General features: G+C 71.9%; 18 protein-coding genes. 9 read left to right on the forward strand and 9 right to left on the reverse strand.

Going from position 1 to position 24,816, the window contains the following annotated elements; translation table 11 throughout:
• The first annotated feature begins 76 nt into the window (after positions 1–76).
• Together ACGFIB_RS02625 and ACGFIB_RS02630 are read left to right on the forward strand one after the other, a co-directional pair.
• Positions 77–931 carry a sensor histidine kinase gene (locus tag ACGFIB_RS02625; RefSeq protein ID WP_142568369.1) on the forward strand — a complete coding sequence of 285 codons (855 nt, stop codon included), beginning with the start codon at positions 77–79 and terminating at the stop codon, positions 929–931.
• A complete protein-coding gene (locus ACGFIB_RS02630) occupies positions 928–1,617 on the forward strand; it encodes a response regulator transcription factor (protein ID WP_393367972.1) in 690 nt (229 codons plus the stop codon). Before ACGFIB_RS02625 ends, ACGFIB_RS02630 begins: the two co-directional genes overlap by 4 nt.
• Positions 1,618–1,697: 80 nt before the next feature.
• On the opposite strand, the gene ACGFIB_RS02635 is transcribed toward ACGFIB_RS02630, so the two are convergent.
• Entirely contained in the window at positions 1,698–2,846 is a 1,149-nt protein-coding gene (locus ACGFIB_RS02635; protein WP_393367974.1) for a lipase family protein, read from the reverse strand.
• Between the two features lie 130 nt (positions 2,847–2,976).
• Between ACGFIB_RS02635 and ACGFIB_RS02640 the strand changes: the two genes are divergently transcribed.
• Together ACGFIB_RS02640 and ACGFIB_RS02645 are read left to right on the forward strand one after the other, a co-directional pair.
• Complete coding sequence (locus tag ACGFIB_RS02640; RefSeq protein ID WP_393367976.1) at positions 2,977–3,555, forward strand: hypothetical protein; 579 nt, start codon at positions 2,977–2,979, stop codon at positions 3,553–3,555.
• 132 nt (positions 3,556–3,687) lie between these two features.
• Positions 3,688–3,990, forward strand: coding sequence for a CBU_0592 family membrane protein (locus tag ACGFIB_RS02645; RefSeq protein ID WP_357257800.1), 303 nt, complete (start codon positions 3,688–3,690; stop codon positions 3,988–3,990).
• A gap of 95 nt (positions 3,991–4,085) precedes the next feature.
• Here the strand turns inward: ACGFIB_RS02645 and ACGFIB_RS02650 are convergent, their stop codons facing one another.
• The gene (locus ACGFIB_RS02650; protein ID WP_317984773.1) at positions 4,086–4,262 is read right to left on the reverse strand and encodes a hypothetical protein; all 177 of its coding nucleotides are present in this window, start codon (positions 4,260–4,262) and stop codon (positions 4,086–4,088) included.
• Between the two features lie 43 nt (positions 4,263–4,305).
• Here ACGFIB_RS02650 and map point away from each other — a divergent pair, with 43 nt between their 5' ends.
• The gene (gene map, locus ACGFIB_RS02655; protein ID WP_393367978.1) at positions 4,306–5,154 is read left to right on the forward strand and encodes a type I methionyl aminopeptidase; all 849 of its coding nucleotides are present in this window, start codon (positions 4,306–4,308) and stop codon (positions 5,152–5,154) included.
• 74 nt (positions 5,155–5,228) lie between these two features.
• Here the strand turns inward: map and ACGFIB_RS02660 are convergent, their stop codons facing one another.
• From ACGFIB_RS02660 to ACGFIB_RS02670, 3 genes are all read right to left on the reverse strand, one after another.
• Positions 5,229–7,223 carry a cytochrome c oxidase assembly protein gene (locus ACGFIB_RS02660; protein ID WP_393367980.1) on the reverse strand — a complete coding sequence of 665 codons (1,995 nt, stop codon included), beginning with the start codon at positions 7,221–7,223 and terminating at the stop codon, positions 5,229–5,231.
• Positions 7,220–7,792, reverse strand: a complete 573-nt coding sequence (locus ACGFIB_RS02665) for a copper resistance CopC family protein (protein WP_393367982.1) — start codon at positions 7,790–7,792, stop codon at positions 7,220–7,222. Before ACGFIB_RS02665 ends, ACGFIB_RS02660 begins: the two co-directional genes overlap by 4 nt.
• Before the next feature lie 313 nt (positions 7,793–8,105).
• Positions 8,106–9,398 carry a helix-turn-helix domain-containing protein gene (locus tag ACGFIB_RS02670; protein WP_357257794.1) on the reverse strand — a complete coding sequence of 431 codons (1,293 nt, stop codon included), beginning with the start codon at positions 9,396–9,398 and terminating at the stop codon, positions 8,106–8,108.
• A 998-nt stretch (positions 9,399–10,396) separates the two neighbouring features.
• On the opposite strand from ACGFIB_RS02670, the gene ACGFIB_RS02675 reads away from it, so the two are divergent.
• Both ACGFIB_RS02675 and ACGFIB_RS02680 read left to right on the forward strand, forming a co-directional pair.
• Entirely contained in the window at positions 10,397–13,318 is a 2,922-nt protein-coding gene (locus tag ACGFIB_RS02675) for an AfsR/SARP family transcriptional regulator (protein WP_393367984.1), read from the forward strand.
• Positions 13,319–13,408: 90 nt separating this feature from the next.
• Positions 13,409–16,234, forward strand: coding sequence for an AfsR/SARP family transcriptional regulator (locus ACGFIB_RS02680; RefSeq protein WP_393367986.1), 2,826 nt, complete (start codon positions 13,409–13,411; stop codon positions 16,232–16,234).
• A 47-nt stretch (positions 16,235–16,281) separates the two neighbouring features.
• Here ACGFIB_RS02680 and ACGFIB_RS02685 read toward each other — a convergent pair whose 3' ends face one another.
• Complete coding sequence (locus ACGFIB_RS02685) at positions 16,282–17,805, reverse strand: PucR family transcriptional regulator (protein ID WP_393367988.1); 1,524 nt, start codon at positions 17,803–17,805, stop codon at positions 16,282–16,284.
• A 107-nt stretch (positions 17,806–17,912) separates the two neighbouring features.
• On the opposite strand from ACGFIB_RS02685, the gene ACGFIB_RS02690 reads away from it, so the two are divergent.
• The gene (locus ACGFIB_RS02690) at positions 17,913–20,177 is read left to right on the forward strand and encodes a molybdopterin cofactor-binding domain-containing protein (protein ID WP_393367990.1); all 2,265 of its coding nucleotides are present in this window, start codon (positions 17,913–17,915) and stop codon (positions 20,175–20,177) included.
• A 12-nt stretch (positions 20,178–20,189) separates the two neighbouring features.
• Here the strand turns inward: ACGFIB_RS02690 and ACGFIB_RS02695 are convergent, their stop codons facing one another.
• From ACGFIB_RS02695 to ACGFIB_RS02705, 3 genes are all read right to left on the reverse strand, one after another.
• Positions 20,190–20,924, reverse strand: coding sequence for a hypothetical protein (locus tag ACGFIB_RS02695; protein ID WP_393367992.1), 735 nt, complete (start codon positions 20,922–20,924; stop codon positions 20,190–20,192).
• A 133-nt stretch (positions 20,925–21,057) separates the two neighbouring features.
• Positions 21,058–21,573, reverse strand: coding sequence for a hypothetical protein (locus ACGFIB_RS02700; protein ID WP_357239700.1), 516 nt, complete (start codon positions 21,571–21,573; stop codon positions 21,058–21,060).
• A 258-nt stretch (positions 21,574–21,831) separates the two neighbouring features.
• Positions 21,832–23,445, reverse strand: coding sequence for a SecDF P1 head subdomain-containing protein (locus tag ACGFIB_RS02705; protein WP_393368441.1), 1,614 nt, complete (start codon positions 23,443–23,445; stop codon positions 21,832–21,834).
• A 177-nt stretch (positions 23,446–23,622) separates the two neighbouring features.
• Here ACGFIB_RS02705 and ald point away from each other — a divergent pair, with 177 nt between their 5' ends.
• Positions 23,623–24,741, forward strand: a complete 1,119-nt coding sequence (gene ald, locus ACGFIB_RS02710) for an alanine dehydrogenase (protein WP_393367994.1) — start codon at positions 23,623–23,625, stop codon at positions 24,739–24,741.
• The last annotated feature ends 75 nt before the right edge of the window (positions 24,742–24,816 follow it).

Here is a 24,816-nt window from a genome sequence, read left to right on the forward strand (position 1 = left end):
GGATTCGCGGCTCGGACCCAGATCTCTCGGACCCTGGTCCGATGCGCCGTCCGGGGCGCGTCCGTAGATTTGGAGCATGGGGGCCGATCAAGCACTTCCGAGTCGCGGGCGGCGAGTCTGGCCACCGGCCATCGCCGTTCACGTCGTCCTGTTACTCGTCCTTCTCTCGGTCAACCGCGGAGGGCGGGCCGCGGTCGTTCTCCCCGTCGTCATCGCCGCGCTGGCGTTGGCGGTCACCGTGTGGGCGGCGTTCCACGCGCGCCGGCAGCGCATCGCGTACGAAGCGCGGATCGCCGCGTGGGCCGGTGAGCGCGCGGCACAGGCGGAACGGCTCCGAATCGCGCGTGAGCTGCACGACATCGTCTCCCACGGCCTTGGCCTGATCACTGTCCGCGCGAGCGCGGCACGCTATCCCGGCACCGGGGACGACCCCTCTGCGGCGCTGTCGGACATCGAGCGCATCGGACGGCAGACCACGACGGAGCTACGCCGCATGCTCAACGTGCTGCGTGACTCGACTGGCACGACCGCACCTCTGCGGCCCGCGGAATCCCTTCACGACCTGCCGGCCATCATCGAGGACGCCGAGAGGGCGGGCCCGGCCGTCACCCTCAAGCTCGGCGAGATCGACGACATCAGCTCCGGGGCACAGCTCGCGGTCTGTTCCATCGTGCGCGAAGCCCTCACGAACACCGCTCGGCACGCCGGACCGACCAGCGCGAACGTGTACGTCCGCCGCGACGGCGACTGGATCGTCACGAGCGTCTGGGACGAAGGCCCGGTGGACGGATGGACCCCGCACCCGGGAGCCGGGCACGGCATCGAGGGGCTGAGGGAACGCGTCACCGCGATCGGCGGGACCTTCGACGCCGAACACGCCGACAACGGCTTTCGCGTCACCGCCCGTATTCCCGAGGCCGGAATGTCATGAACGACGGCGGAACCTCGATTCGCGTCGTCATCGCCGACGACCAGCCCCTGCTGCGCCACAGCCTCGCCGCCGTCATCAACGCCAATCACGACATGACGGTCGTCGGCGAGGCGGGCACCGGCGATGAGGTCGTCGGGCTCAGCGCCGAACTGCGTCCCGACGTCGTGCTCATGGACATCCGGATGCCGGGCACCGATGGAATCGCGGCCACCCGCCGCGTCACGACCGGCGCAGGAACCGGATCCGTGAAGGTCATCGTGCTCACGATGTTCGAGCTCGACGAGTACGTCCGCGCCGCCCTCCACGCCGGCGCCAGCGGCTTCCTCCTCAAGGATTCCCACCCCGACGCCCTCCTTGACGCGATCCGCCGGACTCATCGGGGCGAATCGCCGTTCGCCCCGAAGGTCCTCACCCGCATGATCGAGGCCTACATCGCGCAGCCGGCGCGCGCGCAGCCGGCGCGCGCGCAGCCGGCGCGCCTGGACGCTCTCACCGCGCGGGAGACCGAGGTCCTCACCCTGGTCGGCCACGGGCTCTCCAACGATGAGATCGCGGCGCGGCTCACCATCTCGATCAAAACCGTCAAGACCCACATCGGCAACCTGCTGAGCAAGCTCCAGGCACGAGATCGCGCGCACCTCGTCATCGCGGCCTACGAGGGCGACCTCGTCCACTCGGCTCGCTGAAGCGCGCGGGCGATCGGCTTCATCCCACCCGCCCGGCGTTCCGCGCCCGAGGAGCGCGCCGGCCGTGGTTTCCGGGGCGCTCAGCAGTTCGGAATCGCGGGGAGGCCGGCGACGCGGGTGGCCAGCCACGCGACCGCCGGCGGGCCGCCCTCGACCGCGCCGAGCACGTGGCTGCCGGTCGGCAGGCCGGTCCACAGGACGTTCGCGCCCTGAGCGCAGTATTCCTCGCGCAGGGTTGTGCCCACCTCGTACGGGATGATCTCGTCGCCCGTCGCGTGGTAGAGGAACAGCGGCACCCGCGGCGCGGACGCGCCGAGGCGGTTCTCGGCGAGACGGGCCCGCCAGTCCGGCAGATTCAGCACGTCGGCGGTGGTGAACTCTGCCAGCCGCCGCCCGCCTAATTTCGCCCGCAGGTCGCCCACGCAGTCGTCGCGGGCGTCGCCGAACAGCGTCGCGCCTTCGGGGGTCAGGTAGCCGTCCAGGTGCAATTCGGGATAGGCGGCGTCCAGCCCGATGCCGGCGGCCGCGGCGAGCCCGAAGTCGCCGGTGCCGTCCAGGTGGTCGGCCACGGCCCGCAGGTCGGCCGGCACCCCGCCCGCCGCGACGCCCTTGAGCCGCAGCTCGGGCGCGTACGACGGCTGGAGCTGGGCGGCCCAGGCCGCCGACGACCCGCCCTGCGAGTAGCCCATGACCACGACGGGGGCGGCGGCGGACAGGTTCGCGCCCGGCACCCGCGCCGCCGCCCTGATGGAGTCGAGCACGGCGCGCCCCTGGGACAGGCCCGCCATGTAGGTGTGGTCGCCCGGCGTGCCGAGCCCCTCGTAGTCGGTCACCGCGACGGCCCAGCCCTTGACCAGCATCAGGCTCATGATGGCCAGCTCGGCCTCGGTGCCTCCCGCCATGGCCGCCGACGGGGCGCACTGGTCGCCCATGCCGTGCGTGCCGACCGCGTACCCCGCTATGGGCCGCTTGCCGAGGGGATACGGAGTGCCGGGCACGAGCAGGGTGCCCGAGACGACGTTCGGCCGCCCGGTGGCGGATGTGGATCGGTAGCGGAGGTGCCAGGCCTTCACCGGCACCTTCAGCAGCTTGCCGGGCACGAGGTAGACCGTCGTACGGCTCGCTTCGACGACGGCGCCGGCGGAGGTCGCGCGTGCGGTGCCGGTGAGCGCGGGCAGCAGCAGGAGAGCCCCGATCATGGACAGGGTGGCACGAACGCGAAGGTTCATGAAGCCGCCTTCCGGCTGTTGGATCACGTTCCGTACTCGGCACCGCCGACCGATCGTCACGTGTTGGTAACGGCGTGTCAAGGACCGATTGGCGGGACTTCATGCGCTCGTGTCAGGCACCATGACGTTCATGGACGCCGCATCGGTGAACCTCTTGCGCGAGGTGCTCGCCTCCACGGGATGGCTCGAACGCACCCGGGAGCTCGGCCTGGCGCTGCGGACCACCCGGTCGCCCGGGGGGCTCCTCGTCGTCGGCACCCCCGAGGACGAGCCGTGGCACGTCACCGCCCACCTCGCCGACGAGGCCCAGGTGACGGGGCTCGCCCAGCTCTCCCCCACTCTGGTCCGCTGGGCGCCGCCGCCCGGCGCGCCCGCCCATCTGCGGGTAGGGATGGAGCGCCTGCGCGGCACCGGCAGGGGCGAGACGGTGTTCGTGGTCGCCGAGCAGCGGGCACCCGTGCCCCTGCTGGAGCGGGTGGACGACGCCCGCCGCAGCGGCGCCACGATCCTCGCCGTCGACGGCGGCGACCCCGAGCTGGAGTCGCTGGCCCACGACGCGATCGCCGTGCCGGCCGAGGGGGCCGTCCTGAGCTTCGACGCGGCGCAGCACCTGGTGAGCAGCGCGGCCGGGGAGGTGCGGCAGCTCGGCCTGCGGGAACGCCTCGCCCGCCTGGCCGAACGGATCACCGGCCCCCACGTGAGCGACTGAGTGAACGGCGCCCGGCGTCGGTATCGATGCAGGAGACCTTATCTTCGCATCAAGAATGCTTCACTTGCTCTTCACTCTCCAGGGGCAGGATCATCGCACCATGACCATTTGTGCGGACGGCGAGCCGTCCTGATGTCCACCTTCATCACGATCATCGGCACCGCGGGCGCGGTCGTCCTCCTGCTGGCGTACGCGATGGTGTCGTCCGGCAGGATGTCCGCGGACGGGCTGACCTACCAACTGCTCAACTTCGGCGGGGCGGCCACCTTGATGATCAACAGCGCGTACCACTCGGCCTGGCCCTCGGCGATCCTCAACCTGGTCTGGAGCGGCATCGGCGTGTGGACGCTCAGCCGGTTCGTCGCCCGCCGCGCCACGGCCCGGCGGCACGCGGCCGAGCCCGCCCCGGCCCCCGCCCCGGCCCATGGACAGTGAGACAGGGCACGCTGAGATCCGGGGCAGGTGAGGCAGGGAGAACCGGGCCCGGGGAGAGACTCCTGAGGGCCGGGCCCGGGAAGAGGGTCAGGGGATCAGTCGTCCCATTCCTTGTCCTGCTCCTTCCAGCGCTCGTTGCGCTCGGCCGCCGTCTGCAGAGCGTGGGCGGCCGCGTCGCGGGTGTCGTAGGGGCCGAGCCGGTCCTTGTTCGGGCAGCCCTTCTCGGGCTCGACGCTCATGTGCTTCAGGCAGAACCACCATTGATCGCTCACGTCCTCAATCGTGCCCCCTTCACACGCAACTAGACTTGCCCGCATGACCACGCTGCTCCGCCCCGGGCGGATCTCGCCCATCCGTAAGGTTCCCGCCAACATCCCCCGGCCCGAGTACGTGGGGAAGGCCGAGCCCAAGAAGGGCGACAGCGACATCCAGACTCCCGAGACCATCGAGAAGATGCGGATCGCGGGCCGGATCGCCGCGCAGGCGCTGGAGGAGGTCGGCAGGCACGCCGTCCCCGGCGTGACCACCGACGAACTCGACCGCATCGGGCACGAGTTCCTCTGCGACCACGGCGCCTACCCCTCGACGCTCGGCTACCGCGGCTACCCGAAGTCGCTGTGCACCTCGATCAACGAGGTGATCTGCCACGGCATCCCGGACGACACCGTGCTGCGCGACGGTGACATCGTCAACGTGGACATCACGGCCTACATCGGCGGCGTGCACGGTGACACCGACGCCACCTACCTGGTCGGAGAGGTCGACGAGGAGTCCCGCCTGCTGGTCGAGCGGACCCGCGAGGCGATGATGCGGGCGATCAAGGCCGTCGCGCCCGGCCGCCAGCTCAACATCGTCGGCCGGGTGATCGAGGCGTACGCCAAGCGTTTCGGCTACGGCGTCGTCCGCGACTTCACCGGGCACGGCATCGCGACCTCGTTCCACTCCGGGCTCATCGTCCCCCACTACGACGACCCCTCGCTGTCGGTGACCCTGGTGCCGGGGATGACCTTCACGATCGAGCCGATGCTCACGCTCGGCACGATCGACTACGAGATCTGGCCCGACAAGTGGACCGCGGTGACCAAGGACCGCAAGCGGACCGCGCAGTTCGAGCACACGATCGTCGTGACCGAGACGGGTCACGAGATTCTCACCCTGCCGTAGCAGCTTCAGGAGCCGGCGGACCGCCGAGGCGAGGCGGCGATCACCGACGGCACGGACCGCCAGGACAGGGCGGTCTACTCGGCGGCCCTGTCCCGCTTGTTCAACTTCGCCAGGTAGTCGTTGTAGGAGTCCAGCTCCGCGTCCCCGGTGCCACCGGATCTGGCGGCCGCGGCGTCGGCCCGGCGGTCGGCCCGGCGCGCGACGCGCTCGTCGTCGCGCCACCACTGGAAGCCGAGCGCGAGCAGCACGATCAGTGTGGGGATCTCGCCGAAGGCCCAGGCGATTCCGCCGCCGGTCTGCTGGTCGATCAGCGCGGAGGCGCCCCAGGTGCGCCCGAGTTGGTCGTAGTAACCGGACGCGAGCACCGTGCCCATGCTCATCAGGGCGATCCCGAAGAACGCGTGGAACGGCATGGTCACCATGAGCAGCAGCAGCCGCCCGTAGTAGGGCAGCTTGTACGGCGCCGGGTCCACGCCGATGATCACCCAGAAGAACAGGGAGCCGCTCAGCAGGAAGTGCACGGTCATCGCGATGTGACCGAGGTGCTCCTCCATCGCCGCGGCGAACAGCGGGGTGAAGTACAGGGCGAAGGTCGACACCACGAAGATCGAGGTCGCGATGGCGGGGTGGCTGACGAACTTCATCACCCTGCTGTGCAGGATCACCGTGAGCCACTCGCGCGGGCCCCGGTCGCCCCGGCGGGTGGCGGGCTTGACCGCGCGCAGCGCCAGCGTGACCGGAGCGCCCAGCACCAGGAAGATCGGGACCAGCATCGACAGGACCATGTGCTCGGTCATGTGCACGCTGAACAACACGGGCGAGTAACGGGCGATGCCGCTCTGCGTGCTGAGCACGAGGATGACGACGCCGAGGTACCAGCTGACCGTGCGGCCGACAGGCCACCGGTCGCCCCGGCGGGCCAGCCGCACAACGCCCGCGCCGTACAGACCGGCCATGACGACGGCGAGCACGGCGAAGAACAGGTCGAACCACCACAGTGTGAGCAGGTTCGCGAGCGTCAGCGGCGGCGGGACCAGATAGCCGAGCAGCTCGAAGGCCCGGTCGACCGGCGTGTCGACGGGCGGCGGGGCGGTCCGGGACAGCGCCACGGCCAGGCCGATCGTCGCCCCCATGATCAGGACCTCGCCGAGGGCGAGGCGGAGGAAGGCGTGCGGCTCCCCCGCCGACAGCCTCGGCAGCGTACGGCCGCGGTGGCGCCAGCCGACGAACCCGAGCACGGTGAACGCGACGATCTTGGCCAGCAGGAGCAGGCCGTAGTTCGAGGTGAACAGCTCGCCGATCGAGGTGAGGCGCGAGGCGGCGGCGGCGAGCCCGGAGACGCCGACCCCGGCGAAGCACCACAGCGCCATCCGGGAGAAGCGCGCGGCGGCGACGTCCAGGAGCGGCTGCCCGCGCAGCGCGTGCACGCAGACCACCCCGAGGCCACCCACCCACAGCGCGAGGAAGAGCAGGTGCATGGCGACCGAGGTGGTGGCCAGCCCGTGGTTGGGCGAGGAGGAGGAGTGCCCGGTGAGTGCGGGCGGCAGCAGCGTCACGAGCGCGAAGACCAGCAGGCCCCCGGCGGCGCCCGCTGTGATCGCGCCCCGGGCGAACAGCGCGATGGCGACGGCGAACAGCACGACCAGGGTCAGCGCGATGCCCTGCGGCACCTGGCTGGCGTAGCTGGTGAGCTCGTTGCCGGCGAGGATCTGCCCCACCGGCGCGCCGAGGGTCTCCGACAGGCTGAAGACCAGCGCCACCGCCGCGGCGACCGCCCAGGCGAGCGCGGACCATGACGCGCCCTTCACGTAACTCTGCGCCTGCTTGCCGAGCAGGCCCTTGTCATTCGGCAGGAACCCCGCGGCCGCCGCGAGCAGGCCGACGGTCAGGACGCCGGAGATGTCCATCGCGAGCTTCGACAGCGGCAGCATCCACCGGGTCAGGGTGCCCTCGTCGGGCAGGCCGGGGATGATCCGCGGCGTCGCGGCGCCGCCGAGCACCATCGCGATGACGAGTGCGCCGACGGCCGCGCAGAGCGCCGCGGCGGTCAGACGCACCGCCCTGTTCACGGCTTCTTCCGCAGGCTCAGGAACATCCCGATGCCGATGCCGGCGATCCCGAAGATCACCGCCCAGATCCACCCGGGGACGCCCCCCTGCCCGCCGTCATCGGCCTGCGCCGCGGGCGCCGTCACGGGCGCGGCGGCCGCCGGCGCGGATGCCGCCGGCGGGCCGCCGGGAGCCGCCGCCGAGGTCGCCGCCCCCACGGACTGGTCGCCGACGACGGTGAACGGGATCTCCCCCTCGAGCGGGTGCCCGTCGGGAGAGACCACCCGCCAGGCGATCGTGTAGCGACCCGGAGGAACCGGCTCGGTCACCGCCTCGGTGACCTTGGGCCCGTCGACGACCGGCTCGCCTTTCTCGTAGCTTTTGCCGTCCTCACCGCGGACGACCACGACCGGGAACTGGACGGAGTCCGCGAATTCGAGCGTGACCTTTTGCAAGGCCTTGACCTGCGCGTTCTTCTGCGGGTCGCTACTCTTGAGCGAGGTGTGCGCCTCGGCGGGCAGGGCCGGCGCGACACATAGCAGGAGAGCCGCCACGAGCGCGGCGAAGGCGGCGAGGAAGGGTGTCTTCATGGCACCTCCCAGGCTACCGAGGCGGGGGCCCGGTCCATACCTCGCACCGGAGTACTGGGGATATCCCGAAGCGACCACCTGATCACGGCCGTAGCCGGCTCCCCATGCCTGCCGGACGACGGCGCCCGGCTCGGCAGGCCGGTGAACGGGGCCGGCCGCTCCGTTCGCGGCCCGCGTTCGGCCTCGTGGTCCATTCGTTCACGAGCTCTTGTAGTCCACGCGCTCATCACATGAGACACAAGCCGGGCCGGGGGCGAGCAGCCTCCGGCCCGGCAGAACCTGTCTCCGTCAGCGCCGATGCCCGCTTGCGCGGTCAGAGCTCGGCGCAGGCGAGGGCGCGCTGATAGGCGGCCACGCTCTGCGACTCGTCGCCGATGCGCCGGCGCATCTCCGCGATCGTCATCCAGTCCTCGGCGGCCCTGCGGGTGGCCGGCACGGTCTCCAGCCACCGGCTCACCGTGTCCAGCTCGGCCGCAGCCTCCTCGTCCTGGTGGAGCAGGAAGTGCGCCTGGCTGAGCAGGAGGGTGGCCTGCGTCTCCAGCCACCCGGAGGTGCCGCGCACGAGCTCGGCGGCCGTCTGCGAGTACTCCACGGCCTGCTCGGGGTGCTGAAGGACGATCTCCACCCATGCGAGGATGAGGGCTACCTCCGCCCTGTCGAAGGTGCTGGTGGCCGCTGCCTCCATATCCCGCTGCGCCCTGAGCAGGAGGTCACGCGCCTTCTCCGACTCCTCGGGGTGAAGCCTGAGCAGCATGCTCGCGTGCGCCAGCCGGACGCGCGCCAGGTTGCGCGGCTCGCCGGTCTCGGACTGGAGCGCCAGCGCGCGCTCCATCAGACCGATGGCCTCCTCGCCGCGTCCCGTGTGCTCGGCCGCGAAGGCGGCGTTCCAGCACGAGGCGACGGCGGCCCGAGGAGTGCCCAGGGCGTCGGAGGCCGTTAGCAGTTCGGCAGCGAAGTGCCCGGCCCGCAGCATGTCGCCCCGCGCCAGATAGACGCTCAGCAGCGTGGAGCCGAGCTCGACCAGCGCGTCGTTCCATCCCGACCGAGCCAGTCTCTCAAGCGCCTGCTCACCGACCCGCACGGCGGCGGAATAGTCACCCCGCTCCCGATGGCACCGGCACAATGCCAGGGCCACCGCGATCTTGCGCTCCTGCGTCATCGTCTCCGCCTCCGACTCGCTGAGCTGCTCGTGCACGGAGATGGCCTCGACGAGCTCGCCACACGCCTCGGAGGACAATGCGTAGCCGTATCGCGCCTCCACCCGCAGCGAGGCGAGTCCCTGGAGGTTGCCGTCGGCGAGCAGTTCGGCGTAGCGGCGGCGGGCCTCGCCGACCTCGCCGTTCTCCAACGCCATCTTGGCGAAGCTGAGGCCGACCTCGAGGTCCTCCATCTGCTCCGCTGTGACGCCGTTGACAAGGTAGGTGAGCGAGCAGTCGAGCTTCTGCGCGAGAAGTTCGAGCACGGCGGGGGTGGGGGTGCGCTTGCCACTTTCGATCAGTGATACATAACTGTCTGAAAGTTCGGGGTGTGCCAACTGCGCTTGCGAGAGCCCACGCTGACGGCGAATCGTCTTGATGCGCTGTCCGACCAGATCTTGCGCCGCCATTGGCAACTCCTGCACTATTGTAGGCCCGGCAGTCTGAGCTGATGGGAGATCCACCGTGCGCCGCCTCGCTCTGCCCGTTCTTACCGTTGTCATTTTGGCCGTACTGGCCGTTGGCGGCAATGGTACGCCAGCAAGTGCCGCCGCGTCTCCTGCGCCGGCGGATGCCGCGTCTCTTGCGCGGGCGGATATGCTTGCGCTGGGGTTTTGCTGCTGATCGGAGCCGACCGGCAGCCCGCGCCGGGGCGCCGGAGACAGCGATCCAGGTGCCGCTCACCATCCCGCCCCCCGGCGGACGCCGGCGCTCCTCTTTGAAACCCAACGACTATCGCACCGTTGGCATTATTGAATCGAAATTTTCCCACCGGCCCGAATTCGATTGCCCAATTGAAGGGTCGCACCCTACAGGCCGCCGGAAAGAATATCTTTCGCCGTCCAGCCGGAGGAATTTTCGATCGTCACATAAACGGAATCCGGTAGACTTCGTCACCATCCGGGCTCCCCTCAGTTATTGCAGTACAGCAATTCCTGTCGCATCCCGCAGCTCACGCTCCCGGCGGACGCTCCTCATCTTCACGAGAGGGCTCCGCCCACCGACACATCGACCAGCGGACACCATCCGCGCCCACACAGGCACAAAGGTCGCAAATCATCGCTCTGGCAGACTCGGCGACGGACCGCCCATACCCCTTCGGGCGCGCGGGGGGAGCGACGGCTCCGCCGGCGCAACCGCTTCCCGCCCCTACATCGGGACCCCAGCTGTTCCCTCATCTAGACAAAATCTAGATACGTGATGGCATATTGAAGCTTCTGCCGATCCAGGCCCAATGATGTGCCCATAGCCGGCGTCACGGGGATGACTTCGTATTGAAGTAGCTGTACAAGAACGCCGAGGGACGCACCGGCGGCCCGGTCACGAGGCTCCGCGCACCAGCCTCCCAATAGGGCCGGGCGATGCACTCAACGCGTCTACGCCGTCACCGCATGGAGTCCAAAGACGTATGGATAATGCGAATGAGTGTGAAACTTCTCAGGGCTTACCGTCCCGTCTGCGGTTACTTGGTCCGCCTGCGGCCTGGCGCGGCGGACGGCCCGTCGAACTGGGACCGCCGCTGCAGCGGGCGGCCCTGTGCGTACTGGTCGGGCATGAGGGACGCGTGGTCCCGAAGGACGTTCTGATCAGTGGTCTTTGGGGGGATCGCCCCCCGAACACGGCCGAGCAGAGCGTCTACACCTACATCGCCGGCCTCCGGCGGGTGCTGGAGCCCCACCCCGGCAGGCGCGGTCCATACGCCGTCCTGGTGAACCGGTCGCGCGGCTACGCCTTGGAACACGGGCCCATGCAGGTGGACGTGGAGGACTTCGAACGCCATCTGGCCGAGGCGCGCCGGCTGCTGCATGGCGCGGGCGACCGCCGTGGCGGCCTGCGCGCGCTGGACGCCGCCCTGTCGTGCTGGTCGGGGCCCGCCCTGTGCGGCATCCCCGGCCCCTTCGCGGACGCGGAACGGGCCCGGCTGGAGGAGTTGCGCCTGTCGGCGCGGGAGGACCACGCCGACGCACTGCTCGACCTCGGGCTGCACCAGGAGGCGGCGGCGGCGCTGACCGAGCTGGCCGCGGAGGCTCCCCTGCGGGAGCGCACTCGCGACCTGCTCATGCTCGCGCTGTACCGCTGTGGCAGGCAGGCCGACGCTCTCCAGGCATACATGGACGTCAACCGCCTGCTGGCGGAGCGGCTCGGCGTGGATCCCGGCACGACCCTGCGTGAGCGGTACGAACTGATCCTGCGCGCCGATCCCTCGCTCACGCGGGCGCGGGACGACGCGAGTGGCGCCGAGTCCCCGGCACGGCCTCCCCGCCAGCTGCCGCGGGCGGCGAGCGGTCTGGTGGGCCGGGCCGAGGAACGGGTCCGTCTGCGGTCCCTGCTCTCCCCTTGGGACGGCGGACCTCCGCAGGCGGTGGTCGCGATCACCGGGGCCCCCGGGTCGGGCAAGTCCGCGCTGGCCGTACAGGCCGCCCACGCCTCCTCCCACGCGTTCCCGGACGGACAGCTGTACGTCAACCTCCAGGGGGCGACGCCGGGGGTCGAGCGCCTGAAGCCGATCGACGTGCTCAGCCGGCTCCTGCGCGCCCTGGGGCTGCCGGGCGGGGCCGTGCCGTCCGAGGAGGACGAGGCCGCCGCGGTGCTGCGCGACCGGCTGGAGGGACGCAGGACCCTCATCCTGCTCGACGACGCGGCGGGGCCCGGGCAGGTGCGCGCCCTGCTGGGTCTGCCGTCCGGCAACGCCGTGCTGATCACGAGCCGCGAGTCGCACGCGGAGACCGACGACTGCGTCCAGCTCGTGCTCAGGAGGCTGCTGCCGTCGGAGGCGGTCACCGTGCTGGCGAAGCTCGTGGGAGCGGAACGGATCGCGGCGGACCCGGCCGCCGCGGACCGCCTGGCGCACCTGTGCGACCTGCTGCCGCTGGCCCTGCGCCTGGCCGCCGCCCGGCTCGCCGAACGTCCGGACTGGACGGTGCGGGATCTGGGCACGAGGCTGGAAGACCGGCGGCGTACGCTGCACGAGCTGGAGGCGGGCCGAAGGGCCGTCCGCTCCAGTCTGGAACTGAGCTACGAGGGTCTGGCCCATGGCGGCGAACTCGACCGGCTGGCCGCGCGGACGATGTGTCGCCTCGGCGCCCTGCACGTGGCGAGTTTGACCCCAGAGCTGGTGTCCGCCCTCCTCGGCGAACCGGTCGACGCCGCCGAGCGCGCCCTCGACCGCCTCGCACGCGCACACCTGCTGGAAATCTCGGGACCGGGCCGCTACCGCCTCCACGACCTCGTGCGGCTGTTCACGATCGAGCTCGCGGACGCCCGTCTCACGCCGGAGGCGCGCAAGGACGCGCTCATGGGCGCGCTCGGTTTCTACGGGGCGACCGCACGCCACGCCAGCACGGTGCTCGACCCCCACCGCGTGCAGCTTCCCTGGCCCGCCGTGCCACAGCCTCCGCTCGCGCTCGCGACAGGGGACGAGGCCAGGAACTGGCTGGAGGAGGAGCTGCCGGACGTGGTCGCCACCGCCACGCAGGCGATGCAGAGCGACAACGACGACGTCGCACGACTGGGGGCCTACGTCGGGTTCGCCCTCACCTGGCAACTGACGAGGGGCGCGCACCGCCGCGAGCAGCGCGACCTCAACAGCCAGGCCCTGGCCGTGGGCGAGCGGACCGGCGACCAGGAGATCCTGTCCCTGGCCCACGGCCAGCTCGCCAATGCGCTGTTGAACCTCGGCAGGGCGGCCGAGGCCCTGCTGCACCAGCAGGCCGAGCTCGAGCTCAGACGCGGTCTGCGCGACCGGTTCGGCGAGATGCGCGCCCTGGGCAACCTGGGCGTCGCCCTTCTCAAGCTCGAGCGGTACGCGGAGGCCCGTGAGCAGACGGAGGTCCAGCGGGCGATCGCCAGGGAGATCGGCTCCGAGGTTGGCGAGCGTCATTCGCTGCTGACCGGGGCGATCGCCTGTCGGAAGCTGGGCGACCTGACGGCGGCCATGAGCCTGGTCGAGGAGGGACTCGCACTCGCGCAGGCCGCAGGCGACCGTTACCACGAGGCGGGCGGCCTCTCGTTGCTCTCCGAGCTGTGCCTGGACCGCGGCGATCCGCAGACGGCGAAGTCCTACCTCGAGCGCGGCCTGCGCCAAGCCCGGGAGATCGGCTACCGGGTCAACGAGTGCGAGTCGCTCGCCATGCTCGCCAGGGTGCACCGCCTTCTGAACGAGCCGGCACAGGCCCTGGCCTACGCCCGGGAGGCGCTGGCGGCGCGTCAACGGTCCGTAGACGAGAAACTCTCCCAGTTGGCGGAAGACGAGCTGCGCGTCATCGAGACGGCCTTCCCCGAACTGAGCCCGGCCCGAGGGGTGCCGCCCCGCGCGGCACTCACCGGTTGATCGTCGGCGCGGGGGAGGGACAGGACGTCCATGGGGACGGCACAGGGTGAATTCGGCGGGAGTGGGCTCCGGCTCCGGGTCCTCGGACCGGTGACCGCGTGGCTGACGGACCGGCAGGTGAACCCGGGGCCGCCGCTACAGCGGGCCGCCCTCTGGGTGCTCGCCGCGCAGGCGGGCCACCTCGTCACGAAGGACAGGCTCATCGACGCCCTGTGGGGTGCCGCCGCCCCGAAGACCGCCGAGCAGAGCCTCTACACCTACGTGGCCGGGCTGAGGCGGCTGCTCGAACCGGAGCGCGGCAGGCGCGGGCCGTTCACGTTGCTCACCCAGTCCGCGAACGGCTACAGCCTGGCGCGGGACGCGTGCCGGACCGACGCCGAGGACTTCGAGCAGCGCCTCGCCGAGGCCCGCCGTTTCCAGGCCAAGCAGGACCTCCCCGCCTGGCTGCGCGAGCTGGAGGCCGGGCTGGGGCTGTGGGCGGGCCCCGCGCTCGGCGGCCTTCCGGGCCCCTTCTGCGAGGCCGAACGGGCCCGGCTCGAAAGTATGCGCCTGACGGCGCGGGAGGACCACGCCGACGCGTTGCTGCGACTGGGCCGGCACCAGGAGTCACTCGACGCGCTCACCGCGCTGACCGCGGAGGCCCCGCTGCGGGAACGCCCCCGGGAACTGCTGATGCTCGCGCTGTACCGCTGCGGACGGCAGGCGGAGGCACTGGAGGTCTTCCACGACACGAGGCGTCTGCTCGCCGAACACCTCGGCGTCGATCCCGGCGAACCCCTGCGGCGGGCGTACGAGCTCATCCTGCACGCGGATCCCTCGCTCGGGGCGTCGCCGTCTCCCACGCCTGTGGCCGCTCCCGAGGAGGTCGTCCGGCCGCGTCAGCTCCCGCGCGATCCGCAGGTCTTCGTGGGGCGAACGGACACGGTGGTGCGACTGCGCGCGCTGCTCGCACCCTGGGACGGGGGCGAGCCGCAGGCGGTGGTGGCCGTCACCGGCACGGCGGGAGCGGGAAAGTCGACCCTCGCCGTACGCGCCGCCCACACGGTGAGCGACCACTATCCGGACGGCCAGCTGTACCTGAACATGCTTGGGGCGACGCCGGGAGTCGGACGGCTGAATTCACTCGACCTGCTCGGGAGACTGCTGCGGGGCCTCGGGGTGCGCCCGGAGGCGGTCCCGTCCGATCCGGACGAGGCCGCGGCGATGCTCAGGGACCGCCTGGCGGGCCGCCACACGCTGATCGTGCTCGACGACGCGTCCGGCCCGGATCAGGTCCGCCCTCTGCTGGGCCTGCCGTCCGGGAACGGCCTACTCGTCACGAGCCGGGAGTCGTTCGCGGCGGCCGACGACTGCGTCCAGCTCGTCCTCGGCAGGATGCAGCGGTCGGAGTCGGTCGCCATGCTCGCGAAGCTGGTCGGCGCCGAGCGGGTCGCCGCCGACCCGGCCGCCGCCGCCGAACTGGCGGACCTGTGCGGCAGGCTGCCCCTCGCCCTGCGCCTCGCGGCGGCACGCCTCACGGAGAACCGGCACATGCCCCTGTCGGAGCTGAACTCCCGGCTGCGCGACGAACGGCGGGCGCTGCACGAGCTGGAGTCGGGCGATCTCGCGGTGCGCGCCAGCCTCCAGCTCAGTCATGATGTGCTGGCGGGGAGCGGACACGAGCTCGACCGGGCGGCGGCCGCTGCCCTGTGCCATCTGGGCGTCCTGCGGACGCCGGACGCCACGGCCGACGTCGTGGCGGCCCTCCTCGACGTGCGGCTGGACGCGGCGGAGCGCGCCGTGGCCCGCCTGGTGCGGGCGAATCTGGCCGAACCTGGCGAGCGGGGGCGGTTCCGCCTCCATGACCTGGTCCGGCTCTTCGCGATGGAACTGGCCGAGCGGCGCCTGAGCGAGCACGAACGCGACGACGCACTCGACCGCGTCCTCGGGCTGTACGGCACGACCGTGCGCCTGGCGATGAAACTGATTGATCCTCATCGGGTGCTTCCCCCGTACGAGTTCGCCGAGCGAGAGCCGTTCACCCTGACCGACGGCGCACAGGCGTCCGCGTGGCTGGAGCGGGAACGCCCCAACGCCCTCGCCGCGGCGGCCCAGGCCATGGCGTCGTGCAACCCCTCCCTCGCGTCCTCCGGCGCCCACCTCGGTTTCTCCTTTCACTGGTCCCTGGAATTCACCGGTCACCACCGCGACGCCGTCATCCTGCACCGTCAGGCGATCGAGGTGGGCGATCGGCTCGGGGAGCCGGAGATCTTCGCCCTCGCGAACGGTTACCTCGCGCTCGGCCTGGCCCATACGGGGCGCTACGAGGAGGCGCTCGTTCACCAGCGCGCCGAGGTGGCGCTGCGGCGCGCGTCCGGCGCCACCTTCTCCAGGATGAGGGCCCTGGGGAACCTCGCCAATATGCTCAACGCGCTGAAGCGGTATGACGAGGCGCTGTCGTCGGCGCGGGAGCAATTGCGCATCGCGCGGAAGATCGGCGCGGCGGTGGGCGAACGCCACGCCCTCTTGGGCGTCGGCGCGGCCCAACTCGGCCTGGGGAACGTGGCGGCCGCCATGGCGGCGTACACCGAGTTGAACGCGCTCGCGACAGAGGCCGGGGACACGCTGCATCTGTCGGACGCGCTCATAGGCATGGCCGATGTTCACCTGAGGCAGGACGACCCCCGGTCCGGGGCGATGCTCTACGAGGAGGCCCTCGTCCTCATGAGGGAGAACCGCTCCTCCCGAGCCATGGAACCGAGATGCCTTGGCAGATTGGGCCAGGCCGAACGCCTCATGGGCAGGTTCGACAGGGCCGGCGCCTACCTGCTGGAGACCCTCGCCGTGGCGGAGAAGTACGGCGCGGCATTCTGGGTGGGCTTCGCCCGGGAGGAGCTGGCCCTGCTCGACGGCGGGCGCGCCGCCCCGGACGGCTGAGCGGCGCGGGCGGCTCACCGGCACGGCCGGCTGACCAGCGCGGATGACTACCCGGCGCGGAGGGCAAGGAAGAGGTCGACGCGGTCGGCCATGGATGACAGGTCCTTGCCGGTGAGCTCCTCGACCCGCCTGATCCGGTAGCGCACCGTGTTGACGTGCACGTGCAGCCGCTCGGCGCAGGCGTTCCACGATCCCGTGCAGTCGAGGAACGCGCCGAGCGTGCGCACCAGCTCGGCGCCGTGCCGCCGGTCGTAGTCGAACAGCGGCCCGAGCAGCCGCCCGGCGAACGAGGACCGCACGTCGCCGGGCACGGTTGCCAGCAGCAGCGCGTGCGTGTAGATCTCGTCGCTGGTGACCACTCCCCCACCGCGCGCCTCGGCCATTCGCCGGGCGTGGCCCGCCTCCTCCACGCCGCCCCGGATGGCCTGCGGCCCGGTCAGCGCGCCGCTCAGCCCGGCCGACACCGTGGTCGAGGGCAGCCCGCCGGCCAGCACCGCCGTACGGGCGCGCAGCAGCGCCGCGAGCGAGTCGCGGTCGCCCCAGAGGGTGTCGTCGCGCAGCGGGACGAGCGCCACCGACGCGTCGGCGCCCGCGGCGGCCACCACCCCGCGGTCCAGCAGCTCCTCCATCACCTGACCGCCCAGCAGGGCGGGATCGGGGCCCTCCGTCGCCCCGCGCCTGCCGGCCGTGGCGGTGACCACCGCGTACGGCTCGGCCGGGTCGATGCCGCAGGTCCGCAGCCGGGCCGACAGCTCCGCGAGGTCGCCGCCCGCGCAGGCCAGGGCGATGAGCTGCTCGGCCAGCCGGCGCTCCACCCGGCGGCCCTCCTCCGCCCGGGTCCGCTCCATCGCGACGCACGCCGCCAGCTCGTAGCCGATCTCCGCGTCGACCTCGCCCCGGCAGACCAGGGCCCAGCCGGCGGCCCGGTGCGAGCGGTCCACGGCGAACAGCGTGAACGGCCCCCCGCGGTCGACGACGACCGGCAGGCGGACGGCGGCGAGATAGTCGTGGGCCAGCCGTACGGCCTGCTCCTCGGGTAGCGCGCCCGCGACGACCGCGCCGCAGGCCGACACGGCCGCGGCCGTGACCCCGAGCTCGGCCTGGACCAGGGTGAACAGCTCGCCGAGCCCTGCCCCTTCGGCCACCGCCGCGACGATCCTGCGGTGCCGCCCGAGCGCGCCGCGCAGGTCGCCCGCCTGGGCGGCGGCGACCCGCCTGCCGACGAGTTCGGTGACCGCTCCGAACGACACCTCGACGGGCACTTCGAGGAGCGGCAGCCCGCGCGCCCGGCACGCCTCCACCAGGTCGTCGGGAACCGTGCCCAGCCGCGCGTCGCCCGCGCCGAGCGCGGCCACGCCCGCCTCGGAAAGGGCGTTCACGAACCGGGCGGAGTCGGCGGGCGACTGGCGCCACATCAGGCCGGTCAGCACCAGTTCGCCGCCCGACAGGTATCGCCGGGGATCGGGCAGGTCGGTGATGAGCACGCCCTTGATCTCGCGGTCCAGCCTCTCGTCGCCCGCGAGCAGGGTGAGCCGCAGTTCCGGCGCGGCGAGCAGATCATGCAACAGCACGAAAGACAGCGTATTTGGAGATATCTACAAGCATCGACTACGCCCGTCCCCCGGTTTCATCGCCGCGCCGATAGGCCTCGCCGCCGCCCGGTTGCTGTACTACGACGATGGAGCAGCGGATTACGACCGAGGAGACGGCGGGCGAGCGGACGAGGACCGGGACGCGTTCGGGCCTCGGTGAGAGCGCGCCGCGCCCCGACGGCACGCTGAAGGTGACCGGGGAGTTCGCGTACTCCTCGGACCTGTGGCTTGAGGGCATGCTCTGGGGCGCCACGCTGCGCAGCCCGCACCCGTCCGCGTGGATCCGCTCCGTCGACGTCGGCCCGGCGCTCGCGATGCCCGGCGTGTTCGCGGTGCTGACCCACGAGGACGTGCCCGGCGAGAAGTTCCACGGGCTTGAGCTCCGCGACCAGCCGGTGCTCGCCGTCGACCAGGTCCGCTACCAGGGCGAGCCCGTCGCGATCGTGGCCGCCGACCATCCGGAGACCGCGCGCCGCGCCGCCGCCGCGATCGTCGTGCGCTACGAGGAGCGCGAGGCGGTGACCGACCCCCGCCGGGCCGTCTTCGACCCCTCCTGCCCCGCCGTCCATCCGCGGGGGAACCTCGTACGGCACCAGCCGGTGAGGGTGGGCCGGACCTTCGAGGCCGAGGTGGTCGTCACCGGCGACTACGAGGTCGGGATGCAGGACCAGGCGTTCCTGGGGCCGGAGTCGGGCCTGGCCGTGCCCGCCGAGGACGGCGGGGTGGACCTGTTCGTCGCGACCCAGTGGCTGCACGTCGACCAGGACCAGGTGGCGCCCTGCCTGGGCCTGCCGAAGGAGAAGGTGCGACTGACGCTCGCCGGGGTCGGCGGCGCGTTCGGCGCCAGGGAGGACCTGTCGATGCAGGTCCACGCCTCGATGCTGGCGCTGCGGACGGGCCGCCCGGTGAAGATGGTGTACGGCCGCGAGGAGTCGTTCTTCGGCCACGTCCACCGGCATCCGGCGCGGATGCGCTACGAGCACGGCGCCACGGCCGACGGGCGGCTCGTCTACGTCAAGGCGGAGATCCTGCTCGACGGCGGGGCCTACTGCTCGTCCACCCCCGCCGTGGTCGGCAACGCCGCATCGCTCGGCGTCGGTCCGTACGAGGTGGGCAACGTCTGGATCGACGCGTACGGCGTCTACACCAACAACCCGCCCTGCGGGGCGATGCGCGGGTTCGGGGCGGTCCAGGCGTGCTACGCGCACGAGTCGCAGATGGACCGGCTCGCGGCGGCCTGCGGGCTGTCGCCGGTCGAGATCCGCGTCCGCAACGCGGTGTCGCAGGGGTCGCGCCTGGCTACCGGGCAGGTGATCGACAGCCCGGCGCCGCTCGCGGACATGCTGGCGGAGCTGGCCGCGATGCCGCTGCCGCCGGCGCCGGCGGACGAGCCCGACCTGCGCCTACTGCCGGGCGGCGTCGCGCAGACCACCCACGGCGAGGGCGTGCGGCGCGGCGTGGGCTACGGCGTCGGCATCAAGAACATCTGCTTCTCCGAGGGCTTCGACGACTACTCGACGGCCCGGGTGCGGGTCGAGCTGGCCGGGGACGAGCCGCAGGTGCTCGTGCACACCGCCGCCGCCGAGGTGGGCCAGGGGCTCGTCACCGTCCAGGCCCAGATCGCGCGTACGGAGCTCGGGATCGCCAGGGTCACGGTCGCCCCGGCCGACACCGCGGTCGGCTCGGCCGGGTCCTCCTCAGCCTCCCGCCAGTCGTACGTCACCGGCGGGGCGGTCAAGACGGCGTGCGAGGCGGTGCGGGCGCGCCTCGACGCGCTGCGGGCGGCGCATCCGGAGCTGTCGCTGGAGGAGGTGCTGGAGCGGTTCGGGCCGGTCGAGGAGACGCGGGAGTATCGCCACCGGCCCACGTTCCCGATGGACCCCGTCACCGGTCAGGGCGACTCCCACACGCAGCTCGCGCTGTGCGTGCACCGGGCCGTGGTCGACGTCGACGTCGAGCTCGGCCTGGTCAAGGTCGTCGAGCTGGCCGCCGTGCAGGACGTCGGCAAGATCCTCAACCCGTCGGCCCTGGAGGGGCAGATCCACGGCGGCTCCGCGCAGGGCCTGGGCCTGGCGCTGATGGAGGAGATCCAGGTCAGGGACGGCCGGGTGCGCAACCCCTCGTTCACCGACTATCTGATCCCCACCATCCTCGACATGCCGCCGATGCGGCTGTCGGTGCTGGAGAACCCCGACCCCCACGCGCCGTACGGCCTGCGGGGCGCGGGCGAGCCGCCCACGCTGTCGTCGACTCCGGCGGTGGCCGCGGCGGTCAGGGCCGCGACCGGGCTGGATCTGCCCCGTGTCCCGATCCGGCCCGAGGACATCGCGCTGTCGCCCGTCGCCGGCTGAGCCCCCGCCGGATCAGTCGGCGATGTAGCCGATGGACGTCACCTCGTAGCCGCGGCTCTTCGAGCCCCGCACATGCATGAACATGCCGCCGCCCTCGTAGGAGTAGGCGCAGCCGTGGCCCTTGGGCTCGGAGTTGCAGCCCTGGAAGAAGTACTTCACGCCCTTCGGGTCGAACTTCGTCCGGAACAGCGTCTTGACCGCCATGCTCGTGGCGATCTCCAGGCCCTTGTTGCGGTCGCCCTTGCGCCAGGCGTCGAACAGGTGTCCGGCGGCGGCGGACGGCTTCACGAGGTGGCGCGATTCGTACACCTTGGTGACCTTCCCGCCCGACACGATCATCAGGATCCCGTCGAGCCCGCCGGGCACGCGCACGCTGGTGTGGACGAACCGGCAGGCGTTGCCCGAGCAGCCCGCGAACTTGTCCGGCGCCCGGAAGGGATAGGAGAAGAGCGTGGAGACCGCGCTCGCGGTGGCGACTCGGGAGGCCGCGTGGCGGTCCGCGCGCAGCCAAGCGCGCAACAGCTTCTTCGCGACGGCCGCCGGTGCGGCCGTGCCGTGCGCGGACGCCCGCGCAGGGGCCTGCATCGGAGCCCGCACAGGGGCGTGCACAGGGGCCTGCACAGGGGCCTGCACAGGGGACTGCGCTGTGTGGGCGAGCGCCGGGCCGGCGGCAAGCAGGGAGGCGGGGACCAGGAACGCGGCGGTCGCGGCCATGGCGGCCGTGCCTCGCAACCATCGTGCTGACACGTGCCGCACACTACGGGGATCTGCTTGCACCCGGATTGACCCCGGCTTGCACCTAGTGCCGCCGTCCTCGCGACGGCCCGCACGGGCCCGTCACGGGGCCCATCACCGGGCCGTCACCAGGCCGTCACCGATGTCAGCCCGAGGCGAGGGACCGCTGGGCGGCCAGGCCGCGCCCGGCGGCGGCCAGGCATCCGGCCAGCAGCGTCACACCGGACAGCACTCCGCTGACCAGGGGCACCCACGCCACGGCCGAGGTGGCGGTCATGACGAGCCCGGCGACCCCGAGCACGGTGAGGACCGCGCCGGGCACCATGATCGTCCTGTCCCTCCAGATCGGTCCGAGGGCGACGAAATGGACGCCGACGACGACAGCGATCCAGGCGACGTTGCTCTCCTCGGGGCGGTCCAGGGCGCGCAGCACCGCGATGCCGCCGAAGAGCGCGACCGCTTCGATCACGACGACCACCGCGAAGCCGACGCCGAACATCTTTCCGGCCTTACCGCCTTCCCCGATGCCGGGTTCGGCACCGGTGGACCTGGCGCGTCCGGCGGAGAGGAACCATGTGGCCACGACGCCGACCAGGGCGACGGCCGCAGCGATCCGGAGGACGAGGGCGAGCGCATGGCCGAGGGGCGGTTGCGAGTTCACGAACACGAAAGCAACCCCAAAGACCCCACCTATCAACAAACCAGTCATACGCCGCATGGCGGTGACTTTACCGGATCTTCATCATCGGCCGGGCGCGCCCCGGCCGCCAGCCGGTCGGCTCAGGTCCGGGAGGGGCCGTTCGGGAGGGGCGCTTGAGAGGGATGGTTCGAGAGGGGCCGTTCTGGAGGCCGTTCTGGAGGCCGTTCTGGAGGCCGTTCTGGAGGCCGTTCGGGGGGCCGTTCGGGTCGCGATGAGCGCTCACTGGAAGCCCTCAGGGGTGGACTGCGTGCCTCCCGGCTGTCCCGCGCCGCCCGGTTGCGTCCCGCCACCCTGCTGGGTCCCGCCCTGCTGGGTGCCGCCCGTCTGTGACCCGCCCGGCTGGCCGCCCTCGTACACCGTTCCGCCCGGCTGCGTTCCACCGGGCTGCGTGCCATTGGTCTGCGTGCCATTGGTCTGGGTCCCGCCCGGCTGCGTTCCATCGGGCTGGGTGCCGCCGGGCTGCGTGCCGCCGGGCTGGCCGGCGTCGGTGGCGGCGGGCGAGGCGCCCGGGTTCTGCTGGCCCGCCGGCGCGGATCCGGTCAGCAGCGCCATGATCGCATCGGCCTGGGCCTTGTCGAAGCCCGCGACGCCGAGGCTGTCCTGGGTGATCTCCTGGGCCACCCGCGGCGCGGCCACCACCTTCTCCCCCACCACGATCGCGAGCTGCTGTTTGACCGTCTCCCGGGTGAGCGCGGCGATCTGCTCCTGGCTGGAGGGAGACAGCACGAGCCTGATCGAGTAGGTGCCGTCGTTGTCCGGCACCTCCTCGATCTTCTGCACGGTCGTAACCGTGACACCGGGGTCGAGCTGGTAGCAGGAGGTGCCCTTGTCGTCCGGGATCGCGTCCGTTCCGCTGCAGGGCGCCGCCCCCACTCCGGTGACCGGGGCGAAGTGCACCGGCGTCAGCAGGGTGCGTACGGGCGTCTGCGCGAGCGGCGGAGCGTCCGGGTTGCGGGTCATCATCACGGCGACGGCGCCGAGGACGCCTGACATGACGACCACCAGCACGAGGGCTGCGACGAGGGCGATCGTCGTCCCCCTGGTCGCCCTCGGCTCCGTGGGGCCGGCGGGGGCGGGCGGCCCGTCACCCGGCCCTGCGGCCCCCTCTGGGGGCGCGCCGTCCGGTGCGTCCGGCGTCCCAGGCACGGCAGGCTCCACCGGCTCATCGAGCGGGGCGGGGATGTCGGCGACACCAGGCACGCCGACGAGTTCGCCGGGAACCCCAAGCGGGTCACCCGGCATGCCGGGCGCGCCGAGGGGGTCGCCCAGTCCGACGGGCACGCCGAGGGGGTCGTCCAGTCCACCGGGCACACCGAGAGGCTCACCCGGCACACGGTGCACACCGGGCACGCCGGGCACGCCGGGCACGCCGGGCACACCGAGGGGGTCGTCCGGTCCGCCGAATCCGTCCGGCATGCCGAAGGGGTCCCCATGTCCCGGAGGCCCGCCGGGCTCACCCGGCACACCGGCCGGGCCACCGAGCGGGCCACCGACCGGGCCGATGAGCGTGTCACCGAGCGGATCTCCAAGCCCGTCCGGCGGCTCACCGCGCACACCGCGCGCACCGAGCGGGTCGCCGGACCCGCTCACAGGCACGCCGTACGTGTCACCGCCGCCGGCGGCGGGCAGGACAGCCGTCTCTCCCGTCGCGCCGGACGCGCCGCCGAACCAGCCACCCCACTCGCCGGACGTCTCACCGGACACCTCGCCGGGCACGCCGTCGCGATCCTCAGGGCCGACCGGCTTCGGCACGGGCGCCGTCTCGGCACCCGATGTCAGGCCGCCGGGCCGTGGGCCCGACTCCTCGTCTCCCGGCATGGGCGCGTTGTGCATTCCCACCTCGATCCCTTACACCGCTCGCAGAGCCTACCGAGGTCTGCCAACCACGGGTAACCGGCCAACCATGGAACGTTCAACACCCCCTTTTCTTGACAATTTGTCATGAATATCCGCCAAATGGTTGCCCGTTGCCCGATGCCCACACGGACGTCGGGAGCAGACAGTGAAGACATGAAGGTGGGAGTTCCCCGAGAGATCAAGACGCACGAGTACCGGGTCGCGCTCACACCCGCGGGGGTCAACGAGTTCGCGAGCAAGGGGCATCGGGTCCTCGTCGAGAAGGGCGCGGGACTGGGATCCGCGATCCCGGACGAGGACTTCGCCGCGGCCGGGGCCGTCATCATCGGCACGTCGGACGAGGTGTGGGCCGAGGGCGACCTGATCCTGAAGGTCAAGGAACCGGTGCCGGAGGAGTACCACCGCATGCGCAAGGGCCAGGTGCTGTTCACCTACCTCCATCTGGCCGCCTCGGAGTCCTGCACCCGGGCCATGCTGGAGTCGGGCGTGACCGGCATCGCGTACGAGACCGTGCAGAAACCCGACCGCACGCTGCCGCTGCTCGCGCCCATGTCCGAGGTCGCCGGACGGCTGGCGCCGCAGGTGGGCGCCTACCATCTCATGCGCCAGGGCGGCGGGCGCGGCGTGCTGATGAGCGGCGTCCCCGGCACCTACCCGGCCAAGGTGGCGGTGATCGGCGCGGGGGTGTCGGGCATGAACGCCGCCGCGGTCGCCGTGGGCCTGCGGGCCCAGGTGCTGCTGCTCGACCGCGACGTCGACCGGTTACGCCACGCCGACCTCGTGTTCCGGGGAGGGTGCCAGACGGTGGCGTCCAACGCGTACGAGGTCGAGCGGGCGGTGGTGGACGCGGACCTGGTGATCGGCGCGGTGCTCGTGCCGGGAGCCAAGGCGCCGACCCTGGTGAGCAACGATCTCGTCGCCCGGATGAAGCCGGGGTCGGTGCTGGTGGACATCTCCATCGACCAGGGCGGCTGTTTCGAGGACTCGCGGCCGACCACGCACGCCGACCCGGTCTACCGGGTGCACGACTCGGTGTTCTACTGCGTGGCCAACATGCCGGGGGCGGTGCCGCACACCTCGACGTACGCCCTGACCAACGTCACGCTGCCGTACGCGCTGGCGATCGCCGGCCTGGGCTGGCGCGAGGCGCTGATCGCCGACCCCGCGCTCGCCCTCGGTCTGAGCACCCACCAGGGCCACCTCACGAGCCGCCCGGTGGCCGAGGCCCACGGGCTGGAGACCGTGCCCGTGGACCGCGTGCTGATTCCCTGACCCCGGCCGGGTGGATCAGGATTCCCCGAGCCCGGCCGGGACGTCCGGATCAGGATTCCCTGACCCGGCCCGGGA

This window comes from Microbispora bryophytorum (genome assembly GCF_043197435.1).
In the GTDB taxonomy this organism is placed as follows: domain Bacteria; phylum Actinomycetota; class Actinomycetes; order Streptosporangiales; family Streptosporangiaceae; genus Microbispora; species Microbispora bryophytorum.

What these genes read in the sequence shown, in the direction of transcription:
- ACGFIB_RS02625 (WP_142568369.1), top strand. Translation starts at nt 77, where the DNA reads ATGGGGGCCGATCAAGCACTTCCGAGTCGCGGGCGGCGAGTCTGGCCA.
- ACGFIB_RS02630 (WP_393367972.1), top strand. Translation starts at nt 928, where the DNA reads ATGAACGACGGCGGAACCTCGATTCGCGTCGTCATCGCCGACGACCAG.
- ACGFIB_RS02635 (WP_393367974.1), bottom strand. Translation starts at nt 2,846, where the DNA reads ATGAACCTTCGCGTTCGTGCCACCCTGTCCATGATCGGGGCTCTCCTG.
- ACGFIB_RS02640 (WP_393367976.1), top strand. Translation starts at nt 2,977, where the DNA reads ATGGACGCCGCATCGGTGAACCTCTTGCGCGAGGTGCTCGCCTCCACG.
- ACGFIB_RS02645 (WP_357257800.1), top strand. Translation starts at nt 3,688, where the DNA reads ATGTCCACCTTCATCACGATCATCGGCACCGCGGGCGCGGTCGTCCTC.
- map (WP_393367978.1), top strand. Translation starts at nt 4,306, where the DNA reads ATGACCACGCTGCTCCGCCCCGGGCGGATCTCGCCCATCCGTAAGGTT.
- ACGFIB_RS02665 (WP_393367982.1), bottom strand. Translation starts at nt 7,792, where the DNA reads ATGAAGACACCCTTCCTCGCCGCCTTCGCCGCGCTCGTGGCGGCTCTC.
- ACGFIB_RS02670 (WP_357257794.1), bottom strand. Translation starts at nt 9,398, where the DNA reads ATGGCGGCGCAAGATCTGGTCGGACAGCGCATCAAGACGATTCGCCGT.
- ACGFIB_RS02675 (WP_393367984.1), top strand. Translation starts at nt 10,397, where the DNA reads ATGGATAATGCGAATGAGTGTGAAACTTCTCAGGGCTTACCGTCCCGT.
- ACGFIB_RS02690 (WP_393367990.1), top strand. Translation starts at nt 17,913, where the DNA reads ATGGAGCAGCGGATTACGACCGAGGAGACGGCGGGCGAGCGGACGAGG.
- ACGFIB_RS02705 (WP_393368441.1), bottom strand. Translation starts at nt 23,445, where the DNA reads ATGCACAACGCGCCCATGCCGGGAGACGAGGAGTCGGGCCCACGGCCC.
- ald (WP_393367994.1), top strand. Translation starts at nt 23,623, where the DNA reads ATGAAGGTGGGAGTTCCCCGAGAGATCAAGACGCACGAGTACCGGGTC.